Source organism: Leptospira mtsangambouensis, from assembly GCF_004770475.1.
In the GTDB taxonomy this organism is placed as follows: domain Bacteria; phylum Spirochaetota; class Leptospiria; order Leptospirales; family Leptospiraceae; genus Leptospira_A; species Leptospira_A mtsangambouensis.
The window spans coordinates 154,112-168,745 of the sequence record NZ_RQHK01000006.1; the positions used below are offsets into that span (position 1 = coordinate 154,112).

The 14,634-nt window shown below is 37.0% G+C and carries 15 protein-coding genes; 9 read left to right on the plus strand and 6 right to left on the minus strand.

Going from position 1 to position 14,634, the window contains the following annotated elements:
• Positions 1-127: 127 nt before the first annotated feature.
• The 4 genes from EHR01_RS10050 to EHR01_RS10065 are packed head-to-tail and all read right to left on the minus strand — an operon-like array spanning position 128 to position 2,635.
• Complete coding sequence (locus EHR01_RS10050) at positions 128-1,414, minus strand: CCA tRNA nucleotidyltransferase (RefSeq protein ID WP_135694654.1); 1,287 nt, start codon at positions 1,412-1,414, stop codon at positions 128-130.
• Positions 1,405-1,827, minus strand: coding sequence for a Fur family transcriptional regulator (locus EHR01_RS10055; protein WP_004786486.1), 423 nt, complete (start codon positions 1,825-1,827; stop codon positions 1,405-1,407). Before EHR01_RS10055 ends, EHR01_RS10050 begins: the two co-directional genes overlap by 10 nt.
• A 32-nt stretch (positions 1,828-1,859) precedes the next feature.
• The gene (locus tag EHR01_RS10060) at positions 1,860-2,219 is read right to left on the minus strand and encodes a hypothetical protein (RefSeq protein ID WP_135694655.1); all 360 of its coding nucleotides are present in this window, start codon (positions 2,217-2,219) and stop codon (positions 1,860-1,862) included.
• Positions 2,220-2,221: 2 nt separating this feature from the next.
• The gene (locus tag EHR01_RS10065) at positions 2,222-2,635 is read right to left on the minus strand and encodes a ribonuclease HI family protein (protein WP_135694656.1); all 414 of its coding nucleotides are present in this window, start codon (positions 2,633-2,635) and stop codon (positions 2,222-2,224) included.
• A 209-nt stretch (positions 2,636-2,844) separates the two neighbouring features.
• Here EHR01_RS10065 and EHR01_RS10070 point away from each other — a divergent pair, with 209 nt between their 5' ends.
• Complete coding sequence (locus tag EHR01_RS10070) at positions 2,845-3,834, plus strand: class I SAM-dependent methyltransferase (RefSeq protein ID WP_135694657.1); 990 nt, start codon at positions 2,845-2,847, stop codon at positions 3,832-3,834.
• A gap of 3 nt (positions 3,835-3,837) precedes the next feature.
• Here the strand turns inward: EHR01_RS10070 and EHR01_RS10075 are convergent, their stop codons facing one another.
• Together EHR01_RS10075 and EHR01_RS10080 are read right to left on the minus strand one after the other, a co-directional pair.
• Positions 3,838-4,578 carry a motility protein A gene (locus tag EHR01_RS10075; protein WP_135694658.1) on the minus strand — a complete coding sequence of 247 codons (741 nt, stop codon included), beginning with the start codon at positions 4,576-4,578 and terminating at the stop codon, positions 3,838-3,840.
• Positions 4,575-6,758: a hypothetical protein gene (locus EHR01_RS10080; protein ID WP_135694675.1), complete on the minus strand. Its 2,184-nt coding sequence runs from the start codon at positions 6,756-6,758 to the stop codon at positions 4,575-4,577. Before EHR01_RS10080 ends, EHR01_RS10075 begins: the two co-directional genes overlap by 4 nt.
• A gap of 121 nt (positions 6,759-6,879) precedes the next feature.
• Here EHR01_RS10080 and EHR01_RS10085 point away from each other — a divergent pair, with 121 nt between their 5' ends.
• The 8 genes from EHR01_RS10085 to EHR01_RS10120 form a co-directional block, all read left to right on the plus strand.
• Positions 6,880-8,421 carry a cellulose synthase family protein gene (locus EHR01_RS10085; protein WP_167482943.1) on the plus strand — a complete coding sequence of 514 codons (1,542 nt, stop codon included), beginning with the start codon at positions 6,880-6,882 and terminating at the stop codon, positions 8,419-8,421.
• Positions 8,422-8,500: 79 nt separating this feature from the next.
• Positions 8,501-8,779, plus strand: coding sequence for a hypothetical protein (locus EHR01_RS10090; RefSeq protein WP_002973362.1), 279 nt, complete (start codon positions 8,501-8,503; stop codon positions 8,777-8,779).
• Between the two features lie 168 nt (positions 8,780-8,947).
• Positions 8,948-9,949 (plus strand): ATP-binding protein, encoded by a 1,002-nt coding sequence (locus EHR01_RS10095; RefSeq protein WP_135694659.1) that lies wholly within the window; start codon positions 8,948-8,950, stop codon positions 9,947-9,949.
• Positions 9,950-9,962: 13 nt separating this feature from the next.
• Positions 9,963-10,853: a hypothetical protein gene (locus tag EHR01_RS10100; RefSeq protein WP_135694660.1), complete on the plus strand. Its 891-nt coding sequence runs from the start codon at positions 9,963-9,965 to the stop codon at positions 10,851-10,853.
• A 35-nt stretch (positions 10,854-10,888) separates the two neighbouring features.
• Complete coding sequence (locus EHR01_RS10105) at positions 10,889-11,350, plus strand: PTS sugar transporter subunit IIA (protein WP_100720544.1); 462 nt, start codon at positions 10,889-10,891, stop codon at positions 11,348-11,350.
• A 4-nt stretch (positions 11,351-11,354) separates the two neighbouring features.
• Positions 11,355-12,239, plus strand: coding sequence for an ABC transporter permease subunit (locus tag EHR01_RS10110; protein WP_135694661.1), 885 nt, complete (start codon positions 11,355-11,357; stop codon positions 12,237-12,239).
• The gene (locus EHR01_RS10115) at positions 12,236-13,012 is read left to right on the plus strand and encodes an ABC transporter permease subunit (protein WP_135694662.1); all 777 of its coding nucleotides are present in this window, start codon (positions 12,236-12,238) and stop codon (positions 13,010-13,012) included. The genes EHR01_RS10110 and EHR01_RS10115 overlap by 4 nt, the downstream gene beginning before the upstream one ends.
• A partial coding sequence (locus EHR01_RS10120) for a PEGA domain-containing protein (RefSeq protein WP_135694663.1) occupies positions 13,002-14,634 on the plus strand: 1,633 nt, incomplete at its 3' end. The genes EHR01_RS10115 and EHR01_RS10120, both read left to right, overlap by 11 nt.

Here is a 14,634-nt window from a genome sequence, read left to right on the forward strand (position 1 = left end):
GAAATTCGACCTGGCCTCAGGATAAAAAAAGAGAAACACTGTATTTGAATGGGTTCTTTCGAAAAAAAAATAAATTTTTGATTAATAAAAGAACAAAAAAGAAAGCAAATGGGAGGGGATTTCGGATTTATTTAATCAGATTGCTTATAAATTGAGCAGAGTGACGCAATAGTCTAGAATATTCATTTTCTTTAGGCGAGTGTAGGACAAGGTCCAAGAGGAGATTTAAAACCGTCCCATAATGCGTTTTTGCCAGGTCAGGGAAGGATTCGGTGAGGTGATTGCCGTTCAGTTTCATATCCGTCAGAAGCAATGGGGGTTCTTCTTCCCAAATTTGAACTAGTTGCATTGTGGTTTCTCCAAAAATTGGAGTCAGTTTGAGAATGAATTCTCTATCGATTTTAAATCTGTTTTGAAAATGTCGTTTAACTGGCGCTAAATATTCTTTCTTTAATAAAAATTCATCTATATTGGTTTTTTTGAGATTTGATTCCCATTTAGAAATAAAATCAAAGAACAATAAGCAGTCTTTGGTGTTTTGGCCAGAAAACTTCAAGGTCCGTAAAATTGTTTCTACTTCTTTTGAAGTAGTATCTGCAAGGAAAGAATAAAATGCCAATGCCAATTGGAGTCCGATGATCTCTTTGGATGTTTGGTCTAGTCTTTCTAAAAAATATTTTTGAGGATTTAATTCAGTTGGAAGACTTGGAAGAAAAATTTGAAAGATACCTTCCTCGACAAGAAGTTGGATCATTCGAGATGGGTTTTGGCCTATAAAAGATTTTAGAATTTCATCTTGAAAACGTTCTAAAGATATTTTTTTGGTGATTTGTTTTGTTTCATGAATTGCTTTTTTGGTTTCGGGTTCAATTTCAAAACCCAATGTACTAGCAAATCGTAAGGCGCGAATGGGTCGTAATCCATCTTCAGAGAATCGTTTGATTGGGTCTCCAATCGTACGAATTTTCCGTTCTTGGATATCTTTCTGACCGGAGTGTTCATCAACAAGAAGGCCAGTTGTCAAATCATATGCCAACGCATTCATTGTAAAATCTCGACGTTTTAGGTCTTCTGATAATGTCGTTCCAAATTCTACATGGTCAGGCCTTCTACCATCTGTATAATCTTTGTCAATGCGATAGGTTGTAACTTCGTAATGAACTTTATCTAAAACAACTGTTACAGTTCCATGTTCGATTCCCGTGTCGATCACAGTCCGAAAGAGACGTTTGACTTGTTTCGGTTCGGCATTTGTTGTAAGATCGTATTCTTTCGGAATTTTACCCATGACCAAATCCCGCACTGAACCTCCGACAAGAAAACATTCAAATCCCGCTCCTTTCAGAGCAGAATCAATTTGTAATAGGTGGTTTAAGTTGTTTTTGGGGATTAAGATTTGCGGATCTATTGGCAATTTCTACACTTGCCTCTAAAAACGATTTCAACCGATTCGGTAGAAAAACCTTTTAACTGTTTGGCGGAAGGAATTCCATTCCAAGGATCATCAATACATTCAATTTTACCACAAACATTACAAATCAAATGTCCATGTGCTGCGGAAACAATATGGTTTCCATCAGACTTTAACTCGAAATAGGTGACACGATCTGTGGAATGAAGAGAATTGAGTAGGTTTTTTTCTTCTAAATCAGATAAAGCTCTGTAGATGGTCACTCTGTCCCAAGACTCCTCTTTGGGGAGTTTTTCCATGATTTCTTGGTGGTTCAGGGGCCTTGGGGATCCTTGTAGAATGGATAGAACTTGTTCACGATTTTTCGTTACTTTTAGTCCAATTTTTTTTAGTATTTGAGAAGGATCTCCAGCCATGATTTGTTTATCCTGTGATGGCCGAAGATTGTCTATTCTAAAATCACGTTTGCTTTCCAGATTTCCCAATAACGGATTCCCATCCGAGTGTGGACTTGTAAGAACTCCTCAATTTCCTTTCCCTTGTTTTTTTCTACAATGACTGGAGCAATACCTAAATCCAATTTTCGGTTGAGAATAGAATCGATTTCTTCTTTGGCCAGATGTGTCACTTTTTCACAATCATCTTTTCTTTCTGTAAGTAATGTTTTGTTTTTCTCACAAAAGGTTGCTGATTGGAAGTGTGAACCGGTTTCTAAAATCTCATCCAACTGTTTTGTGACCGACTTTTTGCATTGGGCAAAGGAAGTGATCAAAAAAAAACAGAAAAGAAGATAAAAACAAAACTTCACAATCAATCCTTTTTGTCTTGGGCTAGGTTTGCTAATTGGTCAGCTCGAGAGTTTTGTTCTCGAGGGATGTATTGAATTTCAAAGTTTTGGAAAGATGATTTTAAAGAATCGCATTTGTTTTTAAAAACAAGTAAGTCTTTGTTTTTTACTTTGTATTCGCCTTTCATCTGTTTGACGACAAGTTCTGAATCCAAACGGAATCGAATTTTTTGAAGATTTTGGTTGATGGCTTCTTCCATCCCTCGATGTAAAGCTTGCCATTCTGCTACATTGTTTGTTGCGTTTCCGATTTTTTCAGAAAGAAAAAAAAATTCGACTCCATCATTGTTTTGAAACGAAACACCGATCGCTGCAGGTCCTGGATTTCCACGGGAACTACCGTCACAGTAAATGAAGGTGGTATCTTTTGTCGACATAGCCGACAGTCTTTTCTGCGTATCAATCCTCACCAATCAAAAACATGAACTGATCATAAAAAAATCTTTTGGATTCTGATTTATGAAGGACTTTTTTGCCGTGTCGTGGTAAACGGAGCGTATTGGGTGGCGGGTGGATAACCCCACCCAGTCTCAATAGGGCGGGGAGATCTACCCAAAAATCCCAACCTGCCCAAAAAGGATAATACATGACCGAACGGGGATTTGGTGCCCTTACCATGTTTGAAAATCGCCTTCGCAAATTAAAGAAGGAACGCGAAAAATGGGCAAAAAGAGAATCAATTGAATGTTATCGTATTTATTCTGAAGACATTCCACAAATACCATGCATTTTGGATCGGTATCCCAGCGGATTGGTATTGTATGACAAAAGTTCATTGCGATTTCAAGCCGAAGAAGGTCATGATGATCGTTTCGACAGAATTGCAACAATTGTAAGAGATGTATTCCAAATCACCGAAGGACAACTGTTTCTAAAACGACGTAAAAAACAAAAAGGCTCAGACCAATACGACAAATTAGCCATCGAAGGAAATTTTGAATGGGTAAAGGAATCAAATTTAGAATTTCGTATCAATCTATCTGATTATTTAGATACAGGCCTTTTTTTGGATCATCGTATTACAAGAGATTGGATTAGAAAAACCTCACAGGGAAAATCAGTATTAAATTTATTTTCTTATACTGGTGCATTCTCCGTTTACGCCGCGTCAGGTGGTGCAAAAAAAACAAAAAGTGTGGATCTCTCCAAAACTTATTGTGATTGGGCTTTAAAAAATCTCGAACATAATGGTTTTAAGTCGACAAATCATCAAATAGTCAATGCTGATATTTTGCAATGGATCGAAGAAGAAACCAAAAATCCAAACAGGGAACGTTATGATTTAATTTTCTTGGATCCTCCAACCTTTTCTAATAGTAAAAAAATGCGAGAAGAGTGGGACGTCCAAACAAAACATAGAAATCTTCTGTTGTTACTATTAACAAAATTTCTTTCTGATAATGGTGAGATTTGGTTTTCTACCAATTTTAGAAAATTTAAAATGGAAGTTGTGGATGAAGAGTGGAACGAACGGGGTTTTCTTTGTATCAATCGAACCAAGGAATCGATTCCTGCAGACTTTCGTGATGAAAAAATTCATCAGTTGTTCTGCATCAAACCCGATTCCAAAAATTAACAGTTAATATTTAACAAAAGGATCAATTCGTTCTGCGAGGATCCTACGATTTTCGCCAGATTGTAACGATAAAATTCCTCTCATGATGGCTTGTCGTTCGTTACTCTCGCGTTTGGCGACAACTTTGAGTTGGTTCGAAATAGGGAGTAAAATTAAGTTTGCAAATGAGATCCCATAAAAAGTGGCAATGAAGGCCGTTGCTATCCCTTGTCCCAGAACCTTTGTTCCACCATCTAAATTTTCGAGAACCGTGACAAGTCCTAACACAGTACCAATGATTCCGACTGTGGGAGAAAAACCTGCTGCTGTTTCAAAAACTTTCGCAGATTTCATATCATTCTTTTCTTCTTCTTCGTGTGCTTCCCATAAAATTTCTTCAATGGTTCTTGGATCTGAGCCATCTACAATCAGTTGAATCCCTTTCTGTAAAAATGGATTATCTAATTTTTTTGCTTCGTCTTCTAACGACAATAGGCCATCTTTTCTAGCTTTTTCCCAAAATCGAAAAAATATAAGTTTGAGATCTCTTTCTTTTTTTCTCGAAAGAGCAAACCTTGTATCTCTTACGGCCTTCGTTACTTGGGAAATGGAATAAGATGCGAATGTTGCACCTAACGTTCCACCTACGATGAGTAACATCGCGGGAAGATGGAAAAAGGATCTTAGCGATGCGCCTTCGATTAATATTGCAACAAACACCGATAAAACGGCTGCGAGGATTCCGAGTAGTGTAGAATGGATCATTGAATTCTTGCCTCTCTCACATCAGGTCGAACACTCAACCTTCTAAGTGAATCTTTTTTTTCTATAACTTCGTTTTTAAGTCTTTCCCAAATCACTGAATCAGGGTTTTCTCTGATCCTTGAGCTGATGATAGGTTCTACTTCTTTCCAATTTTCTTGGTTTATAAACAACCGAACGCGTGCTAACTCAAGTTCATTGGCTTGGTCAATGTGGTTGTTTACGCGATAAAATCGTTCCAATGAACTCATCGTACGGAGTGCATTGTTCCAATCCCCTAACGATTCAAACATCGGAATCAGCGAATTCCAAGCGAATTCCTGAAATTCAACATCCGAACTTAGGTCTTCTAAAATAGGAATGTATTCAGCTTCTGGAGTCGTAAATTTTAAACTATTAAAAGCAATTCTGAGTATATCTGGTTTTGGAGGTTCAAATTTTCTTGCGATTGCAATTGCATCTAATGCTAGTTTGTTTTGTCCTATTGTGTGGTAAAATCTTGCATATTCTGCAAAGGATTCATAATAAAGATGTTTGATCTCAAGTGCATCTTTTCTTAAATCTCCAGACGAATATTTCAAAACGGAATCAATGACTGCTACCACTTCCTGGGTTGTTGCATTATCTAATTTTTCAGCAAAATATTTTAACTTCCAATCTACTGGCAAACTATTAGCAAAACCAATTTTTGATTCTAAATAACTAGGATAATAAATATCAAAATTCCAATACGATTTTCGACTCAAAAGAGATAACGCATTGATATGATGGAACTGGTTGGATTTGTTTCTCGTTGTGAGGATTAAAAATGGATGTTGTTCCTGGCTTAATCTTTCAATATAGGAGATAATTTGTGATTGGTTGGAGCTAAGGCCTAACACCACAGTTTTATCTTTGATTTCCGAATGTTTTGGCAAAAATGGATTCGATTCAAACGGTAATACAGATTTATAATAAATATAATCCTTTTTATTAAAAGTAATGTTGGTGATCGCAAAAGGAATCGGATCAAATATTTCTTTTTTGGAAAAAGGAGAACTGGTTCTAATCGTTGGTGGTGAAAAGAAAAGTAAAACGATTAAAGTTGCAGCAGCCAACATCAAAATCCTGGGCAAACGTACAATATGTTTCTGCATTAAATAAGGATAAACTAAAACAGGAACGAATAACAAAGCTGAGACGGTTCGGATTCCCATTGGTAAATTCCAGAAATATAACAAAAAGGAAAGACCAAGGTAAATACTTGTTTCAAAACCTATCAATAGATATTCTTTATATGGAGTTTTGTTCGGTTTGAAAAAACCAACAATTGATCCTGTGATGATACAAAGTGCGATAAAAAAAGAACTCCAATACGTCTGGTAAATAAAAAAGAAAAAAGCAAATAGAAGGGCAACTCTTCCAATGAGAAACACTGCCTTGGTTTCTTTTTTTAATCCACCTAGTAAAGATAAAACTCTTCCAAAGATCACTGAAAAGGAAACAGAAAGGATGAGTGGTATTTTGGGCCCTGGTTGAAAATATAAGTGTAAGATACAATATGATATTAATAATGAAAGTGCAGATCGATAAAATGGTGCAAATAACGGATGTTTGCCGATTTTTGATCGAATTTTGTAAAACTTGCTAGAATAAGGACTTCTTTGTACAAATGTACTCAGTAGGTATAAGGATAACAAAATATATAAAACAGCAAGCAATACTTTCATTGAGTAGTTTTGGTTGGGTTCAAAGAGAGAATAGAATGTAAACACAGTGACACCAAGTGCAAAACTTAAAAAACGAAAATCACGTAAAGAACCTCCGTAAATCCCAACAGCAAATGCTGACAAAACTCCACTAAGCAAAACCAATTCAAAGGAAAAGATATAATCGATTAGGAACTCTGCTGAGTTGGCTCGTAAAAACCAAAAGATCTGTAGGATGGCAACCACAAGAAGGGCCAAGGCCAAACTGAAAGGTAACGTTTGTTTGTATTTCCTATAAATAAATCCAATTGCAAAGGAAATAATTAGAAGGATTTGTAGCACTGGGTACGCAGTGTCCGTACGATCGATGAGAGCAAGTTCAGACCCGGCTACATAAAAAAATAGAGAAAGTACATAACCAATGGATAGGCTAAGACTAAACTCAAGTGAGGGGAATAGGCCGGTTTCCCAGAAACGTTTCCATTGAGAATCCATAGAATTTGCTACCAAAGATGTTGGATGGGCCACATTCGCAAACTAAAGAAAATCTTATTTTATTTGGCGGTGCACAAAATGTTTGACCAAAACGCCCTATGTGCCGAATTTGACTATAACTATGCTCACGTTTTTATCTATATCGTTTTTGGTTCTCTACGGCTTTGATATTTTGGTTCTGTTCTACTTCGGGTTACACACCTACCTCATGGTGTTTTTGTATAGCAGATACAAACAAAACTGTGCGGAGGATGAAACCAAAGTCCTTTCCTTAAAGGACAAAAACCTTCCTACTGTTACGGTCCAACTTCCTATTTTTAACGAGTTTTATGTTGTGGATCGATTGATCGAATCTGCATGTAACCTTGAATACCCAGCCAAAAAACTCCAAATCCAAGTTTTGGATGATTCCACAGATGAAACCATCGAAAAGGTAGCAACTCTTGTAGCTCAGTACAAGAAAAAAGGGATTTGGATCGAACACGTTCATAGAACCAATCGCAAAGGCCACAAAGCGGGTGCTTTGGATGAAGGAATGGCAAAAGCAAAAGGTGATTTCATTGCTATCTTTGATGCTGATTTCACTCCAGATTCTGATTTTTTACTTCGCACGATGGGATATTTTGAAGATAAATCCATTGGAATGGTCCAAACTCGTTGGGGTCATATCAACGAAACATATAATATCTTAACCAAAGCACAAAGTTTCGGAATCGACGGTCACTTTATGATCGAACAAGTCGCAAGAAACGGTGCAAGCCTTTGGATGAACTTCAATGGAACCGCCGGAATCTGGAGACGTTCTTGTATTGAAGACGCTGGTGGATGGGAACATGACACTCTCACTGAGGACTTTGATCTTTCTTACCGCGCGGAACTCAAAGGTTGGAAATTCCGTTACATCAAAGATGTAGTTTGTAAGGCAGAAATTCCTGCGACCATGAACGCCTACAAAGCTCAACAATTCCGCTGGTGCAAAGGCTCCATCCAAACTGCGGTCAAACTCATTCCTCGGATTTGGAAGTCCAAAGAATCTTGGAAAATCAAAGGTGAGGCAATCACTCACCTAATCAATTATTCTGTTCACCCACTGATGATCATCAACATCCTTCTCACAGCTCCACTTCTCCTTATGGAATACTGGGCTGGGTTTAAAATGGATGACCTCCCAATGGAAATTCTTTTTGGTTCGGCGGCAGTTCTATCCATCGGATCGATGGGTCCTGTGATTTTTTACGCCTATTCCCAAAGAGAAATCCACAAAGATTGGAAATCCAAATTGGTTTACCTTCCCATCCTTGTGATGATTGGAACCGGAATTGCCGTGATGAACACTTATGCTTGGGTAGAAGCAGTTTTCGGAGTTCAATCCGGTTTCAAACGCACACCGAAACTCAGAATTGAGAAAGAAGGGGATAGTTTGCAGGACAAAATCAAATATGTGGTTCCTGTCGATTACCGAGCTTTCCTCGAATTTTTTATGGGCGTTTATTGTGTGTTTTGTATTTATTTATCCTTCATGGTCGGAAAACCATACATGATCGGTTTTATGGTTCTCTATTCCATTGGATTTTTCTATGTCGCTTACCTTTCTGTGGCAGAGTCGTTCTGGAAGTTCAAACCAGCGACCAAAGCAGAAAAGGAACTTCGTGCCATCGCTTAAGGAAAGAGCGGTGGTACTTACTTGACGAAACCTTTCCTTCCAAAAAGCTGTAAATTCAACCTAGGTTCAGGGGTCATCCATGAGTGAAAAAGTCTACTGCGCGAACTGTTTGCATTGTGTCGTCGTTCGCCAATACGAATCGGAGCAAGATAAATACATTCTTCGAGTCAAATGTAACAAGAAGAAATGGTCAAAACGTTCCGGTGAAGAAAAACTTTATAAATACTTTACTGTAGCTCGTCGTATGCAAACAAACTGCGAGTATTATGAAGAAATGGGAGAGATTCTACCTTATATCAAGAACTTGAAAAAAGAACTCCCAATCAAAGACGAAATCTACATGGTGAAAGCCGTCTAAATCATTACCGGCGTGTTGTTCCCCAGGTTACCTCGCGCCTTCGCTCGCAAATTTCATAAAACTGAAAACAAAAAAGAACGGACGATTCAGGGTCAATTCCTGATCCCCGTTCCTGCGGGCAGCGTTCTCTCTGATTCCTATCCGACTCGAGTGACTCATGGTCAGGTTATGCTCGCGCATAACGGTAAGAAGGTGCTTGCTCCAGTCAATGGGGTTGCTAGTCTCACTCCAGACCAAAAACACTTTCAAATCAAACAAGATGGTTCTTGGTCTACCACTTCGCCTTATCATTTTCGCCAGTACGATTTTCCAACTCTATTGGAATCTTTTGATTTGGGTGCTTTGTATTCTTTGGATTTGATTGAAACTCCTCTGAAGGATTATTTTCAAAAATTTAAGAAAGACTCTACTTTCAAAATTGTATTATCACCATTTTGTAGATACCAACATCTAAACTTTGAAGAAATGATTCTTCGAGACATGAAGGAGTCTTATCTTGCCTTCAATGAACTGCTAAAACAAATTTTCCCGAAAGCAGAAGTCTCTAATTTTTTTGAACAACCTACTTTGGATTTTGAACATCCTAATGGGATTCCTGAGTTTTTTCTTCACAAACAATTTCACGAGACAGTAGATAAAACCAGAAAATCTTTATTCAATCATGATATCCTATTTTTAGGTGCTGAAACGATATTCCATATCTTGCGAATGTTATACTATAACGAACCTTTTACAAAAAGACATTTGGCAGTTTTTTTGGTAGATCGCAAAGGAAGAATGGATTTGGAGCCGCGCCAGTTTTTTTTAACAAACGGACAATCACTGACCTTCATTCCAGCAAACTTAGACAAACGATATAAAATTGCTTCGTTTCAAACAGTGTTTGAAGAAGTAAAACCAATGGATGTCGTTTCCTTGGGTTATTTTAATATTTATGAACAATATTCGATCACTCTTTACGAAAAACTTCCTGCATCCAGAAAAGAATTCAGTTGTATAGATTGTTTGGAATGTAACAACTATTGTCCAACCCATGCAAATCCTGTGCAACTCATCAAAGGGAGAGTAGAAGAATTCGAAAAGAGTCAGTGTATATCCTGCGGGATTTGTACTGTTTACTGCCCATCTGGAATTGACATTCGGAAACGAATTGAAGGAGTTATGGTTTAGCAACCGTTACTATATGTTAAAGAACCTTTATATTCTATCTGAAAATAGTTGGGGAGTTAAGTCTTCAGAAGTATTTGCAGATTTCTTTTATTTTTTAACCTTAATTGGGTTTCTTGGATATTCATTGGCTCATGTTTTACCAATACCAATTTTACCGATTGCGATAGTATCAATTCTGACTTTGGTTTATTTTGGATTTTGTATTCGAGCAAACCAATCACCTTATTGGCTGGGTTTACTTTCTCAGTTGCTGATTGTTTTTTTGGTTTTACCCACAACTTGGTTGCATCCAATTTTATTGCCAGTTGCTTTTCTTTTTGCAATCGTGGTTCATTATTTTTTCATCCAACAATATTCATACAGAGTTCCTCTCTTTAGTTTGGTTTTTCTTTTTGTTTTGATTTGGGATACAGTATTTTCTTTGTTAGGATATTCCTTTCGTACACCAGTGGAGTTTATTCCTTGGACAGGTATTTCTTTGGAAAATTCTATTTTACCTTTCTCAATGCCTTGGTTTTCAAATGTTCCGACTCGACAGATTGATTTTTTATCTTTTGCTGATTGCCTTGGGGTTTATGTTCTAGTGGGGATCGCTTGGGTTTCTTTTCGTAGGACAATTTTGCTTAGTTTCTTTTTGGGTTGGCTCCTCTTATTTTCAATTTGGGGGATTGGTTCTGGTCAGTTGGGATTGAACTGGATTCTTTCTTATTCGGCCCTTGCCTTCTTTTTGCACGTAGGCCCAGGGCGGAATTTTTACGGTTCCTATTATGTTTCTTTGCTGGGATTTGTCATTTTACTTCCCATTGCGTTTTTTGTAGGTAAAATGGGTTTGAGCGCAGCTTCAGCATTGGTTGTTTTTTTTCTTTTAGAAGGTCTCTTAGTTAGGGTTTTTCTTGGAAAATAAGTCGATCTTGAAAAGGTGGGAGTAAGTTATACCATATGAATCAACTTCTGGAGATTCTGGACCCTAAAAATATCATTTTCGATTTCAAAGCAACCACGAAAGAGGATGCCATTCGAAAGATGATCTCACATATGGTCGCCACACAATCGTTAGATCCTGCTTATGAAGAGGAAACTGTTTCTTCTTTAATGAACCGTGAAAAATCAATGTCTACGGGGATTGGGAGTGGTGTAGCCATTCCTCATTGTTCCGTGCACTATGTAAATGAATTGAAATGTGCAATGGCGATTGCGCCACAAGGAATTGATTTTGATGCACTTGATCATGGTTTAGTACAAATTTTTATCATGCTCATTGTTCCGAAAAATAAGTTTCAGGATCATATCAAAACATTAGCGTTGATTGCCAAAACCCTCAATATTCCTGAAGAAAGAGAAAAACTCATCAAAGCCAAAAATTTCGAAGAAATCCAAAAGGCATTCCTTTCGAAAAGTTAATCCAGTGAAGTCGGAAGTATTCCGTTTTCTGTATTTTTTGCTACTGTTGTCTTGCATCAGTAGTTTTGTATCTGAGTTTCATACTAAAGATAAATCTTTTCTTTATGCAGATGCTGGGATTACCGAAATCCAGAATCAGGAAACAAACTTTTTTTCTTCCTATTTGAAATTTTGGAAATCATTAATATTGGAATCGGGTGGGAAAACAGATAATGGTGAATCTGTATATTCGCATATCCTAACTCGTTTCTTTCCTACATTTCATTTAGCACTCTTTAGTATTTTAGTTGGTTCTATTTTTGCATTTGGTCTTTCGCTTGGGGCAACTTATTTTCGATCAAAAGTTTTGTATGATATTGTTTCCTTTACTTCCAATTTAATTTTATCCACTCCAATCTTTATTGTCGCCATTCTTCTTTTGATTTTATTTTTTTATAGATTGGAGTGGTTTCCTCCTGGCGGTTATGAATTAGGAAATACATATTATGTTGTTTTGCCAGGGATTACTTTGGGTTCCAGGGTATATGCTCGTATGTCTTTGTATCTATTACCTGAAATTAATAAAGAAGCTAATTCTAAGTATGTTCAATTATTAAAAACTAGGTCATATCCTTGGAGTCATATAGTTGGAAAAGAAATCTTTTTAAAAGTACTACCGATGGCTCTGATCCTTTTAGTATTGGATTTTGGATCCTTGTTGTCAGGCGCTATGGTTGTAGAAGAAATCTTCTTTTTTCCAGGAATAGGAAAGTCTCTATATTATTCTATTAAGTCAATGGATACTCGATTACTTGCAACATTGCTAATGTATTCAGGTGTATTGTTTTATACTTTGAATCGCATTGGGTTTTATCTCCAAAGATTTTTTTCGGGAGGTGTTCCATCATGATTCATATACATACCTTTGTCCGGTTTTTATTTTTTGGATTAGTTTTTGTGGGTGTTTTGTTTTTACCGAAACCAACAAATGTAGATTTGGCGAATAATAACTTACCTATTTTTTCTCCTGGTTTTTTTGCTGGAACCGATCGATTGGGGCGAGATAATTTTGCTTTATTTTGTTATGGGTCTTTTTCGACCATAGTTCTAGTGATTCCAGCTCGTATTTTTACGATTTTTGTTTCCTTTTTTCTCTCGACCTTCACTCTCTTTTTTCCTAAAAAATCTGATTTTTTACTTTCTGGAATCGTTTCTATATCTCTGGCAATCCCATCTTTGTTATCTGCTCTCATCGTCATGAGTTTGTTGCCGGATAGTCCTTTTGCCATTTTTATTGCAATTTTAGTTTCCGATTGGGCGTTGTCGTATGAAACACTGACTGCCAAAATTCGCGAGATCAAAGAAAGCCCCTATCTTGCTGCTTCTCTTTGTATGGGAGCCAAATCATATCATTTAGTTGTTTTGCATTATTTACCTGCGCTCCGAGATATTTTTAGGTTTTTATTTTTCTCTGGATTGCCGGCAGTAGTCATGACAACGGCATTGTTTTCCTATCTGGGAATTCAAACGGCGCTGGGTGATACTGGTCCCGGTCTTGGAGAACAAATCTCATTTTCTAAAGATTATTTTGACAAGTCCCCTGTTTCCGTTTTGCTTCCGATCGTTGCCATTTTAACTTTGGTGTATTCTTTGGGATCTAACCTAAAAAAGAATGAAACATAAAATTTCAGCATTACTCATCATCCTTTGCCTTGTAACCAATACATTGCCATTGTTTTCTATAGATGATTATTACAATTTTCCCAAACAAAGTTATAAGGGAAGTGTGACCTATGAGTCTTCTCGTAATTTGTGTTTATTTTCCTTTGTTGCCACTACACAAGATCCAACTAAAGAATATTTAATTAAAGGAATTCCATCGGTATTACTTTCTGAATTAAGAAATTTAGAATATACTTATGTAGAATATCCGAAACCAAACATAGTTTACCATTCTTTTGGTGAATCACCAGACAAAACGTTACAAGAAAAAATTGATGTGGAATCTTTAAACGTAAAACGGAAAAAAAAAGAAATCAATGATGAAAAAGATTTAGAAGATCTTAGGTCTGGTAAAAAACAGCTGGCCCCAGAAAAAGATCCTCGTTATATTAAGATAACAATCAAACAATTATTGGATAGGAAAGCTCCAACACCGGATGAATCATTTGGTCTTGCCTCAAAATTAAACTGCGACTATATTATCACTGGTTCTTTTGAAGTTCGCGAGAATGAACTTTTTACTAAGGTGTTTCTTTTCGATGATTTTGAGGGGAAAATTATTCCATTTGAGCACAAAACATCTGTAATTCGTGCATATCAAGAAATGGGGCCATTAGGTGAATCCATTCGTGAAAAATTGCAAGGAAAGGATACAACGACTGTTGCGGTTTCTGCAGATGGAGAAGAGGGTGCTCTTGTTTATTTAGATGGAATTTATTTGGGGAAAACTCCGTTAAGTGGTAAAAAGTTTCCTGTTGGTAAAAGGTCTTTATTTATCTTTAAGGAAGGGTTTCATCCGCACAAACAAGAGATCCAATTGGAAAAAGGGAAACCATTTCAGTTAGATGCGAAACTTTCACTCAAACTAAGTAATTCATTTATATCCGTACGTTCGAATGTGGAAGCGGATGTTTATTTGGGAATTCAGTATTTGGGGAAAACTCCGTTAGAACGAATTGCTATCCCTTCTGGTATGAATCGATTGAGGGTATCTAAAGAAGGTCATATCGATTATTTTCGTGGAATTGATGCACAAGACAATGAGGAAGTTGTTGTTGATGCTGTGATGAGAGAAGGTAAAACAGATGTTTATTATAAAAATAAACAAAATGTTTTTTTGGATCACACCTATAAAGATTTTGCCACCTATTCTTTGTATGGTTCTCTTTTGTTTTATGCAAGTTATGTATATTTAAATTACGCATCTAGACAGGCATATTCGGCAGCAAGATCAGATGTAACTCTCGTCAATGGACTTGCTATCCGGTCTTTTTATCAAAACAATCCTAATGAGTTTTTCTTTTGGTATGGGGTACAAAACCAAGTAATCGATGACGCAGAATCAAAAGCTAGGAATTTGAAACGTGTTGCGGGGACATTGCCAATGGAAAACCGTAAAGATCGACAATTGGTAGCAGGTCCCATGGTGATTTTGATGGGACTCATGCTCGTATCTGCAGCCACGTTTTATATCCTTGGGCTTGATGAAGAAACTGTGGAGTTTGGTTATTTACCAATAAACCCTAGTTCAGTCAGTTACGGCCAGACATCACGTGAAGGTTTTGGTTATCTTCAGTTTAACG

What these genes read in the sequence shown, in the direction of transcription:
- EHR01_RS10115 (WP_135694662.1), top strand. Translation starts at nt 12,236, where the DNA reads ATGATTCATATACATACCTTTGTCCGGTTTTTATTTTTTGGATTAGTT.
- EHR01_RS10065 (WP_135694656.1), bottom strand. Translation starts at nt 2,635, where the DNA reads ATGTCGACAAAAGATACCACCTTCATTTACTGTGACGGTAGTTCCCGT.
- EHR01_RS10095 (WP_135694659.1), top strand. Translation starts at nt 8,948, where the DNA reads ATGCTCGCGCATAACGGTAAGAAGGTGCTTGCTCCAGTCAATGGGGTT.
- EHR01_RS10085 (WP_167482943.1), top strand. Translation starts at nt 6,880, where the DNA reads ATGCTCACGTTTTTATCTATATCGTTTTTGGTTCTCTACGGCTTTGAT.
- EHR01_RS10075 (WP_135694658.1), bottom strand. Translation starts at nt 4,578, where the DNA reads ATGATCCATTCTACACTACTCGGAATCCTCGCAGCCGTTTTATCGGTG.
- EHR01_RS10090 (WP_002973362.1), top strand. Translation starts at nt 8,501, where the DNA reads ATGAGTGAAAAAGTCTACTGCGCGAACTGTTTGCATTGTGTCGTCGTT.
- EHR01_RS10080 (WP_135694675.1), bottom strand. Translation starts at nt 6,758, where the DNA reads ATGGATTCTCAATGGAAACGTTTCTGGGAAACCGGCCTATTCCCCTCA.
- EHR01_RS10100 (WP_135694660.1), top strand. Translation starts at nt 9,963, where the DNA reads ATGTTAAAGAACCTTTATATTCTATCTGAAAATAGTTGGGGAGTTAAG.
- EHR01_RS10070 (WP_135694657.1), top strand. Translation starts at nt 2,845, where the DNA reads ATGACCGAACGGGGATTTGGTGCCCTTACCATGTTTGAAAATCGCCTT.
- EHR01_RS10105 (WP_100720544.1), top strand. Translation starts at nt 10,889, where the DNA reads ATGAATCAACTTCTGGAGATTCTGGACCCTAAAAATATCATTTTCGAT.
- EHR01_RS10055 (WP_004786486.1), bottom strand. Translation starts at nt 1,827, where the DNA reads ATGGCTGGAGATCCTTCTCAAATACTAAAAAAAATTGGACTAAAAGTA.